This is a genomic window from Azospirillum griseum (assembly GCF_003966125.1).
GTDB lineage: Bacteria > Pseudomonadota > Alphaproteobacteria > Azospirillales > Azospirillaceae > Azospirillum > Azospirillum griseum.
In genome coordinates this window covers 99,831-118,741 of the sequence record NZ_RXMA01000009.1, presented here as the reverse complement: position 1 = coordinate 118,741, position 18,911 = coordinate 99,831, and the positions used below count along the sequence as shown (strand labels likewise).

Genomic DNA, 18,911 nt, shown 5'->3' with positions numbered 1-18,911 from the left:
ACCACCCGTGCCCCGTCTGTCGACACGTCTGCGCGCCTCCTGGCTTGCGCTTCCGGGCCTGCTGCTCTGCCCGCTGGTCCCTGCCGCCGCTCAACAAACGGCCGACACCGCCGCCGCGCACAGCGACGCGGGCAGCCACACCGCCGCGCCGATTTTCCAGTTGGACGCGGTGACGGTCACGGCCACCCGCACCGCCAACAGCGGCTTCGATCTGCCCGCCTCGGTTTCCACCGTCGGGCGGGAGCAATTGGACGACGCGCAGGCCAACACCCTGTCCACCGTCCTGCGCACCCTGCCCAACGTCAATTTCGGCGGCGGTCCGCGTCCGCCGTCGCAAAGCCCAGCCATTCGCGGCCTGCTCGGCCCGCGCATCATCCTGTCGGTCGATGGCGCGCGGCGGAACAACGACGGCGGGGTGAACACGCCGCTGCTGCTTGACCCCGACCTGATCAAACAGGTGGATGTGGTGCGCGGCCCGATGTCGGCGGCCTATGGCAGCGGCGGCCTGGGCGGCGTCATGGCGTTCGAAACCATCGGGGTGGACGATGTGCTGGCCCCCGGCAAGACGGTGGGCGGGCGCGTCAAGGCGGGCTACCGCAGCGCCAACGAGGAGCTGTCCACCAACCTGACGGCGGCGGCGCGGGCCAGCGGCGTCGATCTGCTCGCCAGCGCCACCTACCGCGATTACAACACCGTCCACACCGGCACCGGCGGTTCCGGCTCCACCCTGCCCAACGACGGCCAACTGAAAAGCGCGCTGGTCAAAAGCACGATCACCCCGAACGACACCAACCAGTTCCGTTTGGGCTACCAGAAATTCGCCGACGATCTGACCGGGCCGAACAACCCCGGCGGCAACCTGCTGTTCCCCTTCTCGCAAAAGCTCAAGCGGCGGCAGGAGCAGTACAACGCCGCTTGGGCCTTCCGCGACGCCGACAAGCGGCTGTTGGACGGGTCGCTGTCGGCCTATTACACCAAATTCAAGCTGGACACCGAAAGCCGGGTCGTCCCGGCGCTCGATCCCACCTCGGCGATGACGGCCACCTTCGGGGCCAGCCTGCAAAACAGCAGCACGTTCGACACCGGGTCGTGGATTCACCACCGCGTCACCTATGGGCTGGATTTTTACCGCGACACCGCCAAGAACCAATCGGCGGGTTCCCCCAACAGCGTGCTGCCGGACGGCGCGCTGCAATCCTTCGGCGGCTTCATCCAGGATGAAATCCGCGTTCTGTCGGATTGGACGCTGACCGCCGCGCTGCGCCAGGACAGCTACCGCCTGACTCCGTCGGGGCAATCCGCGTCCAGCAACGACCGTCTGTCGCCGAAGATCGCGTTGAAATACCAGCCCATCCCCGCCCTGGGAGTCTTCGTCGGCTATGGCGAGGCGTTCCGCGCCCCGACCCTGACGGAGATGTTTGGCAATCTGAACACCACCCGCGCCCTGTTCAACTTCCGCCCCAACCCGGCGCTGAAACCGGAAACCAGCAAAACCAAGGAGGCGGGCGTCACGCTGGCCCTGGACGATCTGCTGGCCAAGGGCGACAGCCTGCGCGCCAAGGCAACCATCTTCAGCGAGGATGTGAAGGACCTCATCAGCCAACAGACCGTTGGCACCTACCGCCGCGTCGCCCCCTTCTCCGGGACCGGCCTGATCTTCCAACAGCGCAACGTCGCCAACGCCGAACGCTGGGGCGGGGAAGCGGAGATGACCTACAGCGTCGGCGATCTGACGGTCGGGCTGGCCTACGCCCGGTTGCGGTCCAAGGACGTGGCGACCGGGGCCAACCTCTACGCCCCGCCGGACAAGGCGTCGCTCGGCCTGCAATACCGGGTGGGCGAGAATTGGACGCTGCGCTACGTCGGCCAGTTCGCCGCCGCCCAGCATTATGATTCCACCGCGCTCCGCCGCCGCGACGGTTACACCGTCCACGACATCGGCGTGTCCTATGACCGCGATTGGTACCGTCTCGACCTTGGCGTCACCAACCTGTTCGACAAGGGGTACGTGACCTACCAGCAGTCGCAGACCGAAACCTACAGCTACGAGGAAGGGCGCAGCGTCAACCTGACCCTGACCGCGCGCTTCTGATCCTGATCCGCCCATCCCCGTCTTGCCCGCACAGGAGACCCCGATGCGTCTGTTGCCCGCCCTTCTCACCCTGACCGCCGCCGCCGGGTTGGCCGGTTGCGCCACCACCGCGCCGGACACGGCCCAGCCCGTGCCGCAGCAACCCTTGTCCATCAGCTTCGCCCTGACCGCCAACGGCAAGCCCGCCCGCTGCAGCGCGCCGCTGGGGCCGTTGGGGGTCGGCAAGACGGCCGCGACGCTGCGCGACGCCCGTTTCTATGTGCAGGATGTCGCCGTGATCGATGCGGCGGGCAAGACGGTTCCGCTGGCGCTGACGGTCAACGCGTGGCAAACCGCCAACGTCGCCCTGCTGGATTTCGAAGACGGCAGCGGCGGTTGCGTCGGCGGGACCAAGGCCACCAACGGCGCGGTGACGGGCACGGTGCCGGTCGGCACGACGGTTGCCGGCCTGTCCTTCACGGTCGGCGTTCCGCCCGCCCTCAACCACAGCAGCACGGAAAAGGCCCCGGCCCCGCTGGACAGCGCCGCCCTGGGCTGGAGCTGGCAGGCCGGGCGCAAATTCATCAAGGTGGAGGTCGATCCGGCGGGCGGCGTGGCCAAGCCCGACGGCGGCAAGGCCCCGAGCTGGTACGTGCATCTCGGCTCCACCGGCTGCGTGGGCAACCCGGCCAACGGCGACAGCGTGGCCTGCGCCCGTTCCAACCGAGTGCCGGTGACGATCGCCGCCTTCGATCCCAGCCGTCAGGCGGTGGCGCTCGATCTGTCGTCGCTGTTCCAGGGCAGCGCCCTGACCAAGGACCAGGGCGGGGCCATCGGCTGTATGAGCGGCCCGACCGACGCCGATTGCGGCCCGACCTTCGCCCGCCTCGGCCTGTCGCTGGCCGATGGCAAGCCGGTGGAGCCGGGCCGCTCCCCGGCCTTCGCCGTGGTCGCCAAGCCGTGAGGGGGCGGGCGTCGATCCGGCGGACGGTGGCGGCGCTGTCCGCCGCCGCGTCCATCCTGGTGATGGCGGGGGCGGTGGTGGCGGTGTCCATCACCGTTGCCGATCCGGCGCGGGCGGAGGGCTGGGCGTGGCGTTTGCCCGCGCATGTCCCCGAACCGCGCCTGCCCGCCGACAACCCGATGTCGGTGGACAAGGTGGAGCTGGGTCGGCGCCTGTTTTACGACACCCGCCTGTCGGGCAACGGAACCATGGCCTGCGCGTCCTGCCACCGGCAGGACCGTGCCTTCACCGACGGGCGGGCGCGGTCGCCGGGATCCACCGGTGGCCTGACCCACCGCAACGCGCAGGGGCTGGCCAACAGCGCCTGGAACGCGACCTACACCTGGGCGAACCCGGCGCTGGTGTCGCTGGAACGGCAGATGGAGGTTCCGCTGTTCGGCGACGACCCCATCGAAATGGGCGTCACCGACGCCAACCGGGCGGCCATCCTCGACCGGCTGCGGGCCGAACCGCTCTATCCGCCGCTGTTCCGCGCCGCCTTCCCGGAGGAGGCGGAGCCGCTGACGATGGCGACGGTCATCAAGGCCATCGCCGCCTTTCAGCGCAGCATCCTGTCGGTGGACAGCCGGTACGACCGCTATCTGTTGGGAACCGCCCGCCTGACCGACGCAGAGGAACGCGGCATGGCCCTGTTTTTCGGCGAACGGGCCGAATGCCACCATTGCCATGGCAGCTTCAATTTCAACGATCAGGTCGTGCACGCCCAAAGCCGGGAGGTGGAAACCCCTTTCCACAACACCGGGCTTTACAACATCGGCAAGACCGGGGCCTTTCCCTTTCCCAACCGGGGCCTGTTCGAATTCACCGGCGCGCCCGCCGACATGGGGGCGTTCCGCGCGCCCAGCCTGCGCAACGTCGCCGTCACCGCGCCCTACATGCACGATGGCAGCGTCGCCACGCTGGCCGAGGTGATTGATCTCTATTCCGAGGGCGGGCGGCGGATCATGTCCGGGCCGAACCGGGGCGACGGGCGCTTGAATCCGCACAAAAGCGGCCTCATCACCCGCATCGGCCTGACGGCGGCGGAAAAACGCGATCTGCTGGCCTTTCTCGGCACCCTGACCGACGAGACGCTGCTGACCGATCCGCGCTGGTCGAACCCGTGGGAAGCCCGCCGGTGAGGCCCCCGCCGGGAGGACCCCACCGACGCCCTTGGCGCGTCACATGACCGCGCCCAACTGCCAGGGCACGAACTCGTTGTCGCCCAGGCCGTGGGATTCGCTGCGGGTGGGGGTCCCGGACGCGGTGTCGAGCATCAGACGGAACAGCGCCTCGCCCGCCGCCTCCACGCTGATGCCGTCGTCCAGGATCACCCCGGCGTTGAAATCCATGTCCATGCTCATGCGTTTGAACAGGGACCCGTTGGTGGCGATCTTCAGCGACGGGGTGGGCTTGCAGCCATAGGTCGATCCACGCCCGGTGGTGAAGCAGATCAGCGTCGCCCCGCCCGCCACCTGCCCGGTGGCCGACACCGGGTCGTAGCCTGGCGTGTCCATGAAGACCAGACCACGCGTTTCCACCGGGTCGGCGTAGCCGACGACGTCCATCAGCCCGGTCCCGCCCGCCTTGGCCACCGCCCCGAGTGATTTTTCCAGGATGGTGGTGATGCCCCCCGCCTTGTTGCCGGGGGACGGGTTGTTGTTCATGTCGCCCTTGTGCTGGCGGGTGTACTCCTCCCACCAGCGGATTTGCCCCAACAGCGTGTCGGCCACCGCCGGGGCGCAGGCCCGCGCCGTCAACAGATGCTCGGCCCCATAGATTTCGGGCGTTTCCGACAGGATGGCGGTCCCGCCCGCCCGCACCAGCCGGTCCACCGCCGCGCCCAAGGCCGGGTTGGCGGTGATGCCGGAATAGCCGTCCGACCCGCCGCATTGCAGCCCGACGGTCAGATGCCGGGCCGACACCGCTTGCCGGGTGATGGCGTTGGCGGCGGGCAGCATGGCCTTGACCAGCGCGATGCCGCGATCGACGGTTTCGCGGGTTCCGCCCTCCTCCTGGATGGTCATGCGGGCGAGCAGCCCGTCGCCGCGCGCGGCGAGGCTGTCGGCCAGCGGGGCGACCTGATTGACCTCGCAGCCCAGCCCGATCAGCAGGATGCCCGCAAAGTTGGGATGATCGGCGTAGCCGCGCAGGGTGCGGCGCAGAAGGGTCAGCCCCTCGCCGCTGCCGCTCATGCCGCAGCCGCTGCCGTGGGTGATGGCGACGACGCCGTCCACGTTGGGAAAATCGGCAAGCGCGTTGCCCTTGAAGGCTTCGGCGATGTAGCGGCAGACGGTGGCGGAGCAATTCACGCTGGCGATGATGCCGATGTAATTGCGCGTCCCGACCTTGCCCGACGGGCGGACGATGCCCTGGAAGGTCGCGTCCTCCGTCACCGCCGTCGGGCGGTAGGCCGATCCGATCACGGAATCAATCCGGGCGTCGCCCATGTCCAGATTGTGGACGTGGACATGCGCGCCCGCCGCAATCGGCTGGGTCGCCGCCCCGATCACCTGCCCGTATTTCAGCACCGGATCGCCCAGCGCCAGCGCGCGGATGGCAATCTTGTGGCCGCTGGGGATGGGGTCCAGCGCGGTCCCGGACCAATCCCCGGCGCGCAAGACCGCCCCGGCCTCCAGGGCGCGGGTGGCGACGGCGACGGAATCGGCGGGGTTCAGCAGAATCAGATCGGGCGCGGTCATCGGGTCGGCGTCCTTGTTGGAAACATCACGGTCGCTCGGCACAGCCCCTCACCCGTCCGCCAGGGCGGCGCGCAGGCGGGCTTGCGGCAGGGTCAGGCCCAAATCGGCGGCGAGCGTCACCACCGGGGCAAGGCGGCGCTGCCGCTTGTCGGCGTGGTTCTGGGCGATGTCGGCCAGCCGGTGATTCAGGAAGGGGTTGAGGAAGCGGTCACGCACGCTGTCGCGATAGGTCTCGGCCTCCGCCCCCTGGCCCAGCGCGGCGAAGACGGGCAACACCTCCTCCCGCCACAGCGCTTCCAGCCCGTCGCGCAGGACGGGGTCGCTCATGGCCTGGAGCACGGTTTCCCCGGCGTCGCGCCCGCCGCGCAACCAGCCATCGGCCAACCAGGTGTGACCCAGATTGAGCAGATGCAGCTTCAACCGCTCCACCGGGGCCAGCGCGTCCACCAGTTGGATCGCCGGATGGGTGCAGGGCAGAAGCAACCCGGCTTGCCGTTCGATTGCCCACAGGGCGTAGGGTTCGGCCACCGCCCCCACCGGGTGCAGCGCCTCCGACACGATGCGGTCAACCAGGCTGTTGGCCCAGACGCAGCCCTCGGCCAGATAGCGTTGGAACGCGTCGGGCAAGCCCCACGCCACCGCCAGCGCGCCGACGATGGCCTTGAGCTGGTCGCCGTTGCGCGACACCAGCTCGCAGGGGAACAGCGACAGCGGTTCCGCCCCGTGACGCCAGCGGTGATGCAGCAGCACCAGCAGCTTGGCGGGAAAGCCGCGCGGGGCCTGATCGGTCTGTTCCAGCAGGCGGGCGTCGTCGGTCGGGTCGGGCTGATAGCCCCGGTCGCCGGTGTTGGACAGGACGACCCGCACCTCCCCCGCCATCAGATCGCGCAAGCGCGGCCAGTCGCGTTGCGCCTGATAAGCGGTGGCGACCGCGCGTCCGCGCTCCTCCCGGTCGATCACCGCGCCGTTCAGCCGACCGCGCACACGGACGGGGTAACCCGCCCCGTCGGCCAGGGCGGCGACGCGCGCCGCACTCTCCGCGCTGTCGGTGGTCTGCACCACCGCGATGCGGCCCAGCGCCTCCCCCCGCTCCAGCGCGTCGGACACGAACAGATCGGCGTGGGCCTGGAGAAAGCGGCTGGTCCCGAATTGCAGGATCGGCGTGGGCGCGCTCATCGGATCAGCACTCCACCAGCGCCTTGACCACCCCGGCGGCAGGGTCGAGCAGGCCGGGGAACAGCTCCGGCACCTCGGCCAGCGTCATGCGGTGGGTGTTCAGCGCGGCGTCGGGGATTTGCCCGGCCCGCATCGCCGCCAGCACGGTTTCGAAATCCTCCACCGTGGCGTTGCGGCTGCCCATCAGGGTCATTTCCCGCTTGTGGAACTCCGGATCGGAAAAGCTGATGGTCGCGCCGACGATGGACACCAGCACATAGGTGCCGCCATGGGCGACGAAACGGAAACCGCGCTCCATCGCCTTCGGGTTGCCGGTGGCGTCGAACACGCGGTCGAAGAACACGCCGTCGCTCAGGCCCGCCAACTCCTCTTCGTCCTTTGGCCCAAGCTGCACGGTGGCGGCGATGGGCAGATGGGCGCGGCCGAAGGCTAGCCGGTCGTCCCGCCCGTCCAGCAGCGTCACGGTGGCCCCGCGCAGGCCCGCGAAGATGGCGACCGCCATGCCGATGGGACCGGCCCCGACCACCAGCACCCGTTGACCGGCCTCCACCCGGCCACGGCGGACGGCGTGCGCGCCGATGGCGAGGAATTCCAGCATCGCCGCCTGATCCAGGCTGATGCCGTCGGCCTTGTGGACGAAGGCTTCCGGCAGGCTGAGATGTTCGGTGAAGGCCCCGTCGCGGTGCACGCCCAGAACCTGGATGTTCATGCAGCAATTGGTTTTGCCCTGGCGGCAGGCGTGGCAGGTGCCGCAGGACAGATAGGGCATGACATAGACCGGATCGCCCGCCTTCAGCGCGCTGCCCTCGGGCGCTTCCTCCACCACGCCGGACAGTTCATGGCCCATGACGCGGGGGTACTGCAAATAGGGCTGGTTGCCGGTGAATATGTGCAGGTCGGTGCCGCAGACGCCAACGCGCTTGACCCGCAACAGAACCTCGCCGTCGCCGCGCGTCGGTTGGGTTCGGGATTCGGCGCGCAGCGTGCCGGGGGTTTCGCAAATGACGGTCAGCATGGGGGCCTCAACTCCAAGAATGGGGAAAGGGGCCGGACGGGCGGAGCGCCACGCATCCGGCCCCGTGGACTCACTTCAGCATCTCGGCGGGCAGGCCGACGCCGTTGTATTTCGTGTAGATCGCGTTGAGCTTGCCGTTGCGCAGGTTGGTCTTGACCCACTCGTCCACCACGGCGCGCAGCGCGTCGTCGCCCTTGCGGATGCCGATGGCGTAGGGGTTGGTCTTGACCACGACCTTGACCTCCAACGGGTCCTGCGGGCGGCGGGCGTTGATCGCCGCCATCGTCTGCGGCGAGGAGGCCAGGATGTTGACCTGCCCGGAGATCAGCGCGGTGATGAGGGTGGCGTCGTCGTCGTACCGCACCATGTCGGCCTGCGGGGCCTGGGTGGTCACTTCCTTGTCGTTGGTGGAGCCGCGCGTGGTGGCGACCCGCTTGCCGACGATGTCGTTCAAATCCTTGATCGTCACGCTCTTGGGTGCAGCGATGATGATCTGGATGACGCCGTAGGGTTCGGAAAAGTCGATGACCTTCTTGCGCTCCTCGCTGATGCTGAAGGACGCCATCACCAGATCTGTCTTGCCGGTCAACAGGAAGGGCACGCGGTTCGGGCTGGTCACTTGCACCAGATCCAGCTTGTAGCCAAGATCGGCGGCCAGCAGCTTGGCGCTTTCCACGTCCGACCCGGTCGGCTGCATCGACGCGTCGTTCATGCCGAAGGGCGGGGACCCCAGATCCACCGCGATGCGGATGGTCTTGCTTGCCTTGATCTGGTCCAGGCTGTCGGCCAGCGCCGGAGCGGCAAGGCTGGCGGTGGCGAACAGCGCCAATCCGGCGGCGGTGAAAAGGCGGCGGTTCATGGTCTCTCCTCCTGTGGGTGTTTTGTTGGCAGTGGGGGTTTTTGTTGGTTGGTGTCTTGCTTGGCCGCTTGCTGCGGCGGTCAAACACGCGGAACGGTCACAGCCCGTTGCCGATGAAGGCGCGCAATTCCGGCGTTTGCGGATCGTCCAGCATCGCCCCGGTTCCCGTTTCCCACACCCGGCCCCGGTGCATGTAGACGACCTTGGAAGCCACCTTGCGGGCGAAGGCCATTTCGTGGGTGACGAGGATCATCGTCATCCCCTCCCGCGCCAGATTTTCCATCACCTTCAGCACCTCCCCCGTCAGTTGGGGATCCAGGGCGGAGGTCACTTCGTCGAACAGCATCAGCTTGGGCCGCATCGCCAGCGACCGCGCGATGGCCACGCGCTGCTGCTGCCCGCCGGACAGCTGTTCAGGGTAATGCTCGGCCTTTTCCGCCAGGCCGACATGGGACAGCACCTCGCGCGCCAGCTCGCGGGCCTGGGCCTTGGTCATCCCCTTCACGCAGGTGGGGGCCAGCATGATGTTCTGTTCGGCGGTCAGGTGCGGGAACAGGTTGTAGCTTTGGAAGACGATGCCGACGTCGCGGCGCAGGGCGCGGCGGTCCAGTTGCGGGTCGTGGATGGCGTGGCCGCAGACGTGGATGGTTCCCTGCTGGATGGTTTCCAGCGCGTTGATGCAGCGCAGCGCGGTGGATTTGCCCGAGCCGGATTGCCCGATGATGGCGGCGACCTCGCCCGGACCGACGTCCAGCGACACGCCGTCCAGCACCTTCAGCGCGCCAAAGCTTTTGTGGACGTCGTGCAGACGGACGACCGGCGCACCGGCCTGCGGCGAACGGGGGGTGTCCTCCCGCGCGGCGCGCGTGGGGTTAGCGACGGCTGACATTGAGCGTCCTCTCCAGGCTGCGGCTCCAGGTCGAGAGCGGGAAACAAAGGGCGAAGTAGAAGACCGCGACCGTCACGAAGATGGTGAACGGTTCAAAGATCGAGTTGTTGATGAGCTTGCCCGCCTGCGCCAATTCGACGAAGCCGACCACCGACGCCAGCGAGGTGTTCTTGACGATCTGCACCAGGAAACCGACGGTCGGCGGGGTGGCGATGCGCAGCGCCTGCGGCAGGATCACCCGCGTCATCCGCTGCCAGCGGGTCAGCGCCAGGCATTCGGCCGCCTCCCACTGGGTTTTCGGCACCGATTGGATGCAGCCGCGCCAGATCTCGGCCAGAAAGCCCGAGGCGTAGATGGTCAGGCCGGCCCCGGCGGCCAGGATGGCCGGAACCCCGGTGAAACCGATCACCGCCACCCCGAAATAGATCAGGAACAGCAGGATCAGCAGCGGCGTGCCCTGGACGATCTGGATGTAGACGATAGCCGCCAGCCGCGCGGCGGGGTTCGCCGACACCCGCAACAGCGCCACGGCGAAGCCCAGCAGACCGCCGCCCACAAAGGCGATGGCCGACAGGCCGACGGTCCACAGCGCCGCCCAGGCCAGAAACTCGACATGGGCCAAACCAAAGCTTTGCATGAGATGGCCCCCCGGTTACAGCGCCGTGCCCAGCTTGCGACGGCGGACGAAGACGCCCAGACCGACCAGCCAGAAGGCGATGCGCACGACGAAGGACAGCAGCAGATAGAGCAGCCCGACGACGATGTAGGTTTCAAAACTGCGGAAGGTGTCGGACTGCACCCGGTTGGCGACCGCCGTCAGCTCCTCCGCCGAAATCTGCGAGGTGATGGAGGAGGCCAGCATCAGCAGCACATATTGGCTGGTCAGCGCCGGATAGACCCGTTCCACCGCCGGGCGCAACACGACGTGCCAATAGGTTTGCACCCGGCTCAACCCCAGACAATCGGCGGCCTCCAACTGCGCCTTGTGCACCGATTCCAGCCCGGCGCGCACGATTTCGCAGGTGTAGGCCCCGACATTGACCACCAGGGCCGCCACCGCCGCCGTGTTGGCCCCGATGCGGAACCCCAGCGTGGCGATGCCGAAATAGACCAGGAAGATTTGCACCAGCAGCGGCGTGTTGCGGATCACCTCGACATAGGCGGCGACCGCCCATTTCACGGCGGGTGGCCCGTCGGCCCGGCCAATGGCGCACAGGGTGCCGACGATGAAGCCCAGAACCGTGGCCATCGCCGACAGTTGCAGGGTCAGCCACAGCCCATGGACGAATTCCGGCCAATAGGGCAGCAGCGCGGCGAAATCGAATTGATAGGTCACAACACCGGATCCTCCCCGAATGCCCGGCGGGTTTGGCTGGGCGGAGCGGTCACGGGCGGGCGGTTGCGCCTCTTCCCCTGGATCCGTCCCCCAACACCCCGCCCCAGTTGCGGGCGATGCGGAACGATAGACAGACGAACTAATTTGGTCAAGCCAATTTGCTGAATCCGCCAAATTGGTATGGCCTCTTTGCCGAAAGAGCGATTTCCACCCCCCTTTCCCCAGCCGACCGGCATCTGGTCAGGCCACAGCCGCGAACAAAATCCGCACTGCGATTTTCCGCTTGATATACTCGTTTCGAGCAAATATGGTTTTGCTCGAAACGAGTATTTTAGGAGCGCCCGATGCCCGACGCCGCCGGCCCCACCGACGCCCTCGCCTTCACCCCCGACATCGCGCGGGCGACGGCCCCGATCTACGACCGGATGAAGCGCGTCGTGCCCGCCATCGAATGGCCCTTCCACGCCCCGCTGATCCACGCGATCAACGAATTGAAGCGGGAACGCAACGCCGTCATCCTCGCCCACAACTACCAGACGCCGGAGATCTTCCACGGCGTGGCCGACATCGTCGGCGACAGCCTGGCCTTGGCGGCCAAGGCGACGCAGACCGACGCCGACGTGATCGTCGTGGCGGGCGTGCATTTCATGGCGGAGACGGCCAAGCTGCTGAACCCGGCCAAGACCGTGCTGATCCCCAGCCGCAACGCCGGGTGCTCGCTGGCCGATTCCATCACCGCCGCCGACGTCCGGCTGCTGCGCGAGGCGCACCCCGGCGTGCCGGTCATCGCCTACGTCAACACCTCGGCGGAGGTGAAGGCGGAGGTCGACATCTGCTGCACCTCGGGCAACGCGGTGGAGGTGGTGGAATCGCTGGGCGTGGACCGCGTGCTGTTCCTGCCCGACGAGTATCTCGCCAAATACGTCGCCACCCAGACCAAGGTCGAGATCATCGCCTGGAAGGGCCATTGCGAGGTGCACGAGCGCTTCACCGGCGCGGAAATCACCGAATTCCGCAACCGGTTCGACCGGCTGACCGTGATCGCCCACCCGGAATGCCCGCCCGACGTGCTGGCGGCGGCTGATTTCGTCGGTTCCACCGCCCGGATGATCGATTTCGTCGGCCAGGAAAAGCCGCCGCGCGTGCTGATGGTGACGGAATGCTCGATGAGCGACAACGTCGCTGCCGCCTCGCCCGACACCGAATTCGTCCGCCCCTGCAACCTGTGCCCGCACATGAAGACGGTGACGCTGGCCAGCATCCTCGACTCCCTGCAAACGCTGGAACCGCGCGTCGAAATCGCCCCCGATCTGGCGGAGCGCGCCCGCCGCTCGGTCGAACGGATGCTGGCGGTGAAGCCGAAGTAAAGGGCCGCCCCAAAGAACCGACTCCCGGCCAGCCCCTCCCCCCAACCCGTTGAGGACGCCATGACCCACAGCACGCCCTGCACGGTCCGCGACGCTGAGATCGTCGTCGTCGGATCCGGGTTGGCCGGGATGACGGCGGCGCTGGCGCTCGCCCCGCGCGCCGTCACCCTGTTGACCAAGACCGACGATCTGCCCGGCGGGTCGAGCCTCTACGCCCAGGGCGGCATCGCCGCCGCCATCGGTCCCGGCGACAGCCCGCAGGACCACGCCGCCGACACCCGCGACGCCGGGGCCGGGCTGGTGGACGCGGCGATGGCGGCGCTGTTGACCCAGGACGGGGCCGACCGCATCCGCGCCCTGCTGGCCGATGGCCTGCCCTTCGACCGCGACGCCAGCGGGGCCGCGCTGCTGGGTCGGGAGGCCGCGCACGGGGCCGCCCGCATCGTCCACGCCGGGGGCGACGCCACCGGGCGCACGCTGGTGCTGGCGCTGGCCGACCGGCTGCGCGCCACGCCGTCGGTGCGGGTGGAGGCCAACGCCTTCGCCGTCGATCTGGTGATGCGCGGCAACCGGGTGTGCGGCGTGCTGGCGATGCACGCCGACGGCTGGGTGCTGCACCGCGCGCCGCGCGTCATCCTGGCTACCGGCGGGGTGGGGGCGGCCTTTGCCCGCACCACCAACCCGGCGGAGGCGACCGGCGACGGGCTGGCGTTGGCCGCCCGCGCCGGGGCGGCGCTGGCCGATCTGGAGTTCGTGCAGTTCCACCCCACCGCCCTGGATGTGGAGGCCGATCCCCGCCCGCTGCTGACCGAGGCGCTGCGCGGGGCCGGGGCCACCCTGCGGAACCGGGCGGAGGAGCGCTTCATGCGGACCGAACACCCGTTGGCGGAGTTGGCCCCGCGCGACGTGGTGGCGCGGGCGATCGGCGCGCGGATCAAGGCGGGGGAGCGCGTCTTCCTCGACCTGCGCCCGGCGCTGGCGGCCAAGCCCGAGGGTTTCCCCACCGTGCTGGCGATCTGCGCCCGCCACGGCCTCGACCCCTTCGCCGAACCGGTCCCGGTGGCCCCGGCGGCCCATTACCACATGGGCGGTGTTGTCACCGATCCCGATGGGCGCACCAGCCTGGACGGGCTGTGGGCCTGCGGCGAGGTCGCCTGCACCGGGGTGCATGGGGCCAACCGGCTGGCCAGCAACTCGCTGTTGGAGGCGCTGGTCTTCGGTGGGCGGGTGGCGCGCGACGTGGCGGCGCGCCCGCTCGCCCCGCTGCCGCCCTTTGCCCTGCCCACCCCGCCCGCCGTGGCGGCGGAGGTCGGTGGTGCCCTGCTCGACGCGCTGACGGCGGAATCGCGCCGCGTGCTGTATGAGGGGGCCGGGCTGGTGCGCGACGGCTTGGGCCTGCTGGCCGCCCGCCGCAAGCTGGGACGGCTCGCCGCCGCGCTCGACACCCTGCGCGGCGACCCGACCGACGGCGCTCCCACGCCGACCGCCGTCCGCCGCTGGGGCGAGGCGCGCAACCGGCTGCTCGTCGGTCGCCTGATCGTTCAAGCCGCGCTGGCGCGCGAGGAAAGCCGGGGGGCGCATTGCCGCACCGACCACCCCCTGGCGAATCCCGCGCTGGCGCAACCCCTGAGCCGCCGCACCCACACCCTGACCGATCTGGCCGGAACCACCGGCCCGCTGCCCGGAGACGCCGCATGCTGCATCCATTGACCATCGAACCGATCGTCCGCGCCGCGCTGCTGGAGGATCTGGGGCGGGCGGGGGACATCACCACCGACAGCATCATCCCCGCCGACGCCACCGCCACCGCGCGCATCGCCGCGCGCAAGGATGGCCGCGTCGCCGGGCTGGAGGCGGCCTTGATCGCCTTCCGCCTGCTCGACCCCGCCATGACGATTGAAACGACGGTGGCCGACGGCGGCGACGTGCGCCCCGGCGGGACCATCGCCACCCTGACCGGGTCGGCCCGCGCCCTGCTGACCGCCGAACGCACCGGGCTGAACCTGATGGGCCGCCTGTCCGGCATCGCCACCGCCACCCGCGCCCTGGTCCATGCGGTGGAAGGAACCAAGGCCCGCATCGTCTGCACCCGCAAAACCACGCCCGGCCTGCGCCTGCTGGAAAAGCACGCGGTCAAGCTGGGCGGCGGCTTCAACCACCGCTTCGGCCTCGACGACGCCGTGCTCATCAAGGACAACCACATCGCCGTCGCCGGTGGCGTGCGCGCGGCGGTGGAGCGGGTCCGCGCCCACATCGGCCACATGGTGAAGGTGGAGGTCGAGGTGGACACGCTCGACCAGTTGGACGAGCTGCTGGGCCTGCCGGTCGATGTCGTTCTGCTCGACAACATGGATCCCGACACGCTGCGCCGCGCGGTGCGGATGATCGACGGGCGGCTGTTGGCCGAGGCGTCGGGCAACGTCACCCTGTCCAGCGTGCGCGCCATCGCCGAAACCGGGGTCGACATGATTTCCTGCGGGTGGCTGACCCACAGCGCCCCGAACCTGGATCTGGGCCTGGACATGTGACGCGTTCGTGTCGTTGATGTGACGGACTGTCCACCGCTCCACACACCTGTCGGAACGGCGGACAGATCCATCACCCAAGCCGCCACGCCCACACCCGGCCGCCACCGGTCAAAACCCTTTGGTACGAATGGGTTGAACCCACCGACCACCGCCCATCATCCGCACCCCCAATTGCGGCACACCCGTTGCATCCTTCGGTCGCCCGCAACGTCGGACCCACCGCGTTGCGCCATAAAAAGATTGGAAGGGGGATACGGATGCTTCGTATGCGTGTTGGGTCGAAGGCGCTGGCCTTTGGTCTGCTGGCCACGAGCGCGCTGGTGCCGGGTCTGCTGGCGGGAACCGCTTCGGCGCAAAACGCGCTGCCCAGCTTCGTGCTGTCGCAGACGCTGAGCGTCACCGACTACGACGGCGTGTCCGACGATCTGCTGACCGCCGGGCTGGGCGTGACCGGCCTGTCGTCGGCGACCGCCCCCACCATCGCCAACCCGCTGTCCCCCACCGTGGCGGAGCTGCGGCGGCGCGCCATCCACAACGCCTATCGCGGTCTGGTGGACACCAGCACCGGCGGCGGCTGGCGCGTGCTGTACGGCCCCAACCTGGACGCCAATTACAACGACACCGGCACCGAAGGCAAAGTGGCGGGCCGCGAATACATCGCGCTGACCGACGACGGGTCGGGATCGAATTTCCAGACCGTCATCGTGCAGATCCCGGCCAACGCCGACCGGATTCGACCCTGCATGGTCACAGGCCCGTCATCCGGCTCGCGCAACGTCTATGGGGCCATCGGCACGGCGGGCGAATGGGCCTTCCGCAACGGCTGCGTCGCCGTCTACACCGACAAGGGCACGGGGAATTTCTTCCACGACGTCAGCCGGGATTATCTGTTCGACCGCTTCGGCCAGTTCCTGCCGCGCGGTTCGGTCGGCTCGGCCACCAACTTCGCGGCCTCCTTCACCACCAGCCAGGGGGCCTTCGCCAGCGCCTACCCCAACCGTCTGGCCTACAAGCAGGCGCATTCCGGCAAGCTGGTCGATGGCAAATGGGGCGATTACACGCTCCAGGCCATCGAGTTCGGTTTCTACGCCATGAACCAGTATCTGGCGGGCGGGTCACTGCTGTTCGCGCCCTCCAACACCAAGGTGATTGCCGGCGGCGTGTCCAACGGCGGCGGCGCGGCGGTGATGGCGGCGGAAAAGGACACCAAGGGGCTGGTCCAGGGCGTCGTCGCCGTCATCCCCAACGTGATCCCGCCGCAGCGTTCCGGCCTGTCGATCCGCTATGGCACCAGCACACTGACCGCGCCGGGCAAGCATTTCATTGATTACTACACGCAGATCGCGCTCTACGCCCCCTGCGCCGCGCTGGACTCCTCGCTGACCGGGGCGGTGCTGAACGCCGATCCGTCGGGGTCCCCCACCGGTTCGCGGGCCAACCGTTGCACGGCGTTGCGGGGCAAAGGGCTGCTGTCCACCAACACGCTGGCGGCCCAGGCGGCGGAATCGCTCCAGATCATCCACAATTACGGCTATCTGAGCGAAGGCGACTGGGAAATTCCGCTGATGGAAAATCTCAACGCCTACCGCCAGATCATCAACACCTACGTCGCCGAATATGGCCGTTTCCGCGTGGACGACGTGCTGTGCGGAACCAGCTTCTCCGCCACCAACACGGCGGGCGCGCCAATCCAGCTGCCCGCCGCCACCGCCGCCCTGCTGTTTGCGGCGGGCAACATCATCCCGCCCGCCGGTGGCATCAACGTGATCGCGGAGAACGCGGCCAACGGCCCGATCAACGAGGTGATGGCGGTGTCCCGCTCCACCGGTCTGGCCGATCTCAACCTTGACGCCGCCCTGTGCTACCGCAGCCTTGTCACCGGCGAGGCAGCACCGGGAACCCGCATGAGCATGCGCGACAAGATCAACTCCACCCGCGTGCGCCAGGGGATGCAGGAGGTGGTGGGAACCGCCAATCTGCGCGGCCTGCCCGCGCTGATCATCCAGGCTCGCAACGACGAGGTCATCCACCCCAACCACGCCGGGCGCGCCTATTTCGGCTGGAACAAGATCGTCGAAGGGGCCGCCAGCAAGCTGAGCTACATCGAGGTTCCCAACACCCAGCATTTTGAATCGCTGATCAGCACCTTCGGCCCGGCCTCCGCCCCGATCTATCTGCCGATCCACCATTATTTCGTCCGTGGCCTGGACGCGATGCTGGCCAATCTGCGCAGCGGGACCGCCCTGCCGCAAAGCCAGGTGGTGCGCACGGTGTCGCCGCGCACGTCGGCGCTGACGGCGGCCAATTACAAGACCTTCCTGCCGGACATGGCGACCACGCCCACGGCGGCCAACGCGATTTCGGTGTCGAACAGCACCGTCGTCATCCCGCAATGACCCGCCGCCCGCAACAACCGCCGCCCGGAGAAGGCACCATCATGACGAAGACGTTGACGAACACCCTTGCGGGTCTGCTGCTGGCCACGGCCGTGACGGTGACGGCGGCGCTGCCCGCCGCCGCCCAGACGGCCACGAAGACCGGCCCCTATGTGCGGCTGGACACCGGGGCGTCCTTCGGTCGCTCCTTCGACTTCCGCGCCGACGACATGGGCCAGACCATCACGCGCAAGCTGCCCAGCGCCGCCATCGTCGGCGGCGGCGTGGGCTGGCAGTTCACGCCGGCGCTGCGCACCGATCTGACGCTGTCCTACCGCTTTCCGAAAAACTGGAACGGCCGCGACAGCGTGCAGAGCCTGACCTACGACGGCAAGGTGTCGTCGTTGCGCGGCTTCGCCAACCTCTACCTGGACATCACCGGGCTGACCGACGGACTGGGCGTGTTCAAACCCTATGTAGGGGCCGGTCTGGGTTTCTCCCGCAACAAGCTGGCCGATCTGACCGTGACCGACACCAGCGTCATCGGGCTTGCCACCACCCCGACCAACTTCGACCGCTACAGCCTGAACGGCTCGACCCGGACGAACTTCGCCTGGCAGGTGATGGCGGGAACCGGCATCGCCGTGACCGACGCCATCACGGTGGATCTCGGCTACCGCTACCTCGACGCGGGCAAGGCCAAGAGCGGCGTCACCCTGACCGGTCTGGGCGTGTCCACCACCGTGTCGCCGCGCACCGCCAACCTGCGCACCCACGAACTGACCCTGGGTCTGCGCTACGCCTTCTGAGCGGTGATTTGAAAAAGCGGTTTTGAAAGGGGCCGGTCGCTTCGCAGGAGGCGACCGGCTTTTTTCATCGCGCGCCGCGCCACTGATCCACGACACCAAACATGTCGACAAAGCCGCGCTCCCCCTCGGCGGTCACGGTCACGGCCCGGCTGTCGGGGGATCGCGCCAACCACCCCAACGCCAGCGCCCGATCCAGCAACCCGGCTCCCAAACGCCCGGCCAGATGATGGCGGCGCTCGCTCCAATCGAAACACGCCCGGCACAGCGGGCGCTGTCCGGCCCCACCGCTGGTCACATCAACACCGAAGTCACGGAACAGCCGCTCTCCCTCCGGCGTCACAACGCCGACACCGTCGGCCAAGTGAACATGGTTCCGGGCACACAGCGCATCGGTCAGGGCGATGCCCAGCCGACCGGCAAGATGATCGTAACAGGTGCGGGCGGCGCGCAACGCCTCGTCCCGTGGGCCGACGGGCCGATGGCGCTTCGGCCCCTTTCCGGTGAGCACCATCAAGGCTTCCATCGCCTGGGCAACATCAACCGACGACAAACGGTAATAGCGGTGCCGCCCCTGCTTCTCGACGGTCAACAGCCCGGACTCCGCCAGCTTTGCCAAATGGCCGCTCGCCGTTGATGCGCTGATGCCGCCGTGCCAGGCCAACTCCCCGGCGGTCAGGGCCTGACCGCCCATCAAGGCCGCGAGCATGTTGGCGCGGGCCGGATCGCCAATCAGGGCGGCGACCGTTGCAATGGCGTTGCCGGAGGCGATGGTGGACATGAG

Annotated in this window: 16 protein-coding genes; 8 read left to right on the top strand and 8 right to left on the bottom strand. The window is 68.5% G+C overall.

Going from position 1 to position 18,911, the window contains the following annotated elements; genetic code table 11:
- The first annotated feature begins 7 nt into the window (after positions 1-7).
- From EJ903_RS11745 to EJ903_RS11735, 3 genes are read left to right on the top strand one after another with little or no spacing between them, the layout of a single operon-like run.
- Positions 8-2,092 (top strand): TonB-dependent hemoglobin/transferrin/lactoferrin family receptor, encoded by a 2,085-nt coding sequence (locus EJ903_RS11745; RefSeq protein ID WP_246015485.1) that lies wholly within the window; start codon positions 8-10, stop codon positions 2,090-2,092.
- Between the two features lie 43 nt (positions 2,093-2,135).
- Positions 2,136-3,035, top strand: coding sequence for an MbnP family copper-binding protein (locus EJ903_RS11740; RefSeq protein WP_126615357.1), 900 nt, complete (start codon positions 2,136-2,138; stop codon positions 3,033-3,035).
- A complete protein-coding gene (locus EJ903_RS11735; RefSeq protein ID WP_246015482.1) occupies positions 3,032-4,216 on the top strand; it encodes a methanobactin export MATE transporter MbnM in 1,185 nt (394 codons plus the stop codon). Before EJ903_RS11740 ends, EJ903_RS11735 begins: the two co-directional genes overlap by 4 nt.
- A 39-nt stretch (positions 4,217-4,255) precedes the next feature.
- On the opposite strand, the gene EJ903_RS11730 is transcribed toward EJ903_RS11735, so the two are convergent.
- The 7 genes from EJ903_RS11730 to EJ903_RS11700 all read right to left on the bottom strand — a co-directional run bounded on the left by EJ903_RS11730 (position 4,256) and on the right by EJ903_RS11700 (position 11,051).
- Complete coding sequence (locus EJ903_RS11730; protein WP_126615355.1) at positions 4,256-5,776, bottom strand: UxaA family hydrolase; 1,521 nt, start codon at positions 5,774-5,776, stop codon at positions 4,256-4,258.
- A gap of 48 nt (positions 5,777-5,824) precedes the next feature.
- On the bottom strand, positions 5,825-6,952 hold the full coding sequence (locus EJ903_RS11725) for a mannitol dehydrogenase family protein (protein ID WP_126615353.1): 1,128 nt from the start codon (positions 6,950-6,952) through the stop codon (positions 5,825-5,827).
- A gap of 4 nt (positions 6,953-6,956) precedes the next feature.
- On the bottom strand, positions 6,957-7,967 hold the full coding sequence (locus EJ903_RS11720) for a zinc-binding alcohol dehydrogenase family protein (protein WP_126615351.1): 1,011 nt from the start codon (positions 7,965-7,967) through the stop codon (positions 6,957-6,959).
- A gap of 70 nt (positions 7,968-8,037) precedes the next feature.
- A complete protein-coding gene (locus EJ903_RS11715) occupies positions 8,038-8,826 on the bottom strand; it encodes a transporter substrate-binding domain-containing protein (protein WP_126615349.1) in 789 nt (262 codons plus the stop codon).
- A 97-nt stretch (positions 8,827-8,923) separates the two neighbouring features.
- Complete coding sequence (locus tag EJ903_RS11710) at positions 8,924-9,715, bottom strand: amino acid ABC transporter ATP-binding protein (protein WP_126615346.1); 792 nt, start codon at positions 9,713-9,715, stop codon at positions 8,924-8,926.
- Complete coding sequence (locus tag EJ903_RS11705) at positions 9,699-10,352, bottom strand: amino acid ABC transporter permease (RefSeq protein ID WP_126615344.1); 654 nt, start codon at positions 10,350-10,352, stop codon at positions 9,699-9,701. The genes EJ903_RS11710 and EJ903_RS11705 overlap by 17 nt, the downstream gene beginning before the upstream one ends.
- A 15-nt stretch (positions 10,353-10,367) precedes the next feature.
- A complete protein-coding gene (locus EJ903_RS11700; RefSeq protein WP_126615342.1) occupies positions 10,368-11,051 on the bottom strand; it encodes an amino acid ABC transporter permease in 684 nt (227 codons plus the stop codon).
- Positions 11,052-11,395: 344 nt separating this feature from the next.
- Between EJ903_RS11700 and nadA the strand changes: the two genes are divergently transcribed.
- The 5 genes from nadA (at position 11,396) to EJ903_RS11675 (ending at position 18,130) form a co-directional block, all read left to right on the top strand.
- Complete coding sequence (gene nadA, locus EJ903_RS11695; protein ID WP_126615340.1) at positions 11,396-12,418, top strand: quinolinate synthase NadA; 1,023 nt, start codon at positions 11,396-11,398, stop codon at positions 12,416-12,418.
- A 60-nt stretch (positions 12,419-12,478) separates the two neighbouring features.
- A complete protein-coding gene (locus EJ903_RS11690) occupies positions 12,479-14,128 on the top strand; it encodes an L-aspartate oxidase (RefSeq protein WP_126615338.1) in 1,650 nt (549 codons plus the stop codon).
- Positions 14,113-14,946 (top strand): carboxylating nicotinate-nucleotide diphosphorylase, encoded by an 834-nt coding sequence (nadC, locus tag EJ903_RS11685; RefSeq protein WP_126615336.1) that lies wholly within the window; start codon positions 14,113-14,115, stop codon positions 14,944-14,946. The genes EJ903_RS11690 and nadC overlap by 16 nt, the downstream gene beginning before the upstream one ends.
- A gap of 257 nt (positions 14,947-15,203) precedes the next feature.
- The gene (locus EJ903_RS11680) at positions 15,204-17,342 is read left to right on the top strand and encodes a 3-hydroxybutyrate oligomer hydrolase family protein (protein ID WP_126615335.1); all 2,139 of its coding nucleotides are present in this window, start codon (positions 15,204-15,206) and stop codon (positions 17,340-17,342) included.
- Positions 17,343-17,383: 41 nt separating this feature from the next.
- Positions 17,384-18,130, top strand: a complete 747-nt coding sequence (locus EJ903_RS11675) for an outer membrane protein (protein ID WP_158627925.1) — start codon at positions 17,384-17,386, stop codon at positions 18,128-18,130.
- A 64-nt stretch (positions 18,131-18,194) separates the two neighbouring features.
- Here EJ903_RS11675 and EJ903_RS11670 read toward each other — a convergent pair whose 3' ends face one another.
- Positions 18,195-18,908 carry an ArsR/SmtB family transcription factor gene (locus EJ903_RS11670; protein WP_126615331.1) on the bottom strand — a complete coding sequence of 238 codons (714 nt, stop codon included), beginning with the start codon at positions 18,906-18,908 and terminating at the stop codon, positions 18,195-18,197.
- Between the last annotated feature and the right edge of the window lie 3 nt (positions 18,909-18,911).

Bases quoted from the DNA above. Each gene is read 5' to 3' on its own strand.
- EJ903_RS11740 (WP_126615357.1), top strand. From the start codon at position 2,136: ATGCGTCTGTTGCCCGCCCTTCTCACCCTGACCGCCGCCGCCGGGTTG.
- EJ903_RS11730 (WP_126615355.1), bottom strand. From the start codon at position 5,776: ATGACCGCGCCCGATCTGATTCTGCTGAACCCCGCCGATTCCGTCGCC.
- EJ903_RS11725 (WP_126615353.1), bottom strand. From the start codon at position 6,952: ATGAGCGCGCCCACGCCGATCCTGCAATTCGGGACCAGCCGCTTTCTC.
- EJ903_RS11720 (WP_126615351.1), bottom strand. From the start codon at position 7,967: ATGCTGACCGTCATTTGCGAAACCCCCGGCACGCTGCGCGCCGAATCC.
- EJ903_RS11715 (WP_126615349.1), bottom strand. From the start codon at position 8,826: ATGAACCGCCGCCTTTTCACCGCCGCCGGATTGGCGCTGTTCGCCACC.
- EJ903_RS11710 (WP_126615346.1), bottom strand. From the start codon at position 9,715: ATGTCAGCCGTCGCTAACCCCACGCGCGCCGCGCGGGAGGACACCCCC.
- EJ903_RS11705 (WP_126615344.1), bottom strand. From the start codon at position 10,352: ATGCAAAGCTTTGGTTTGGCCCATGTCGAGTTTCTGGCCTGGGCGGCG.
- nadA (WP_126615340.1), top strand. From the start codon at position 11,396: ATGCCCGACGCCGCCGGCCCCACCGACGCCCTCGCCTTCACCCCCGAC.
- EJ903_RS11690 (WP_126615338.1), top strand. From the start codon at position 12,479: ATGACCCACAGCACGCCCTGCACGGTCCGCGACGCTGAGATCGTCGTC.
- nadC (WP_126615336.1), top strand. From the start codon at position 14,113: ATGCTGCATCCATTGACCATCGAACCGATCGTCCGCGCCGCGCTGCTG.
- EJ903_RS11680 (WP_126615335.1), top strand. From the start codon at position 15,204: ATGCTTCGTATGCGTGTTGGGTCGAAGGCGCTGGCCTTTGGTCTGCTG.
- EJ903_RS11675 (WP_158627925.1), top strand. From the start codon at position 17,384: ATGACGAAGACGTTGACGAACACCCTTGCGGGTCTGCTGCTGGCCACG.
- EJ903_RS11670 (WP_126615331.1), bottom strand. From the start codon at position 18,908: ATGTCCACCATCGCCTCCGGCAACGCCATTGCAACGGTCGCCGCCCTG.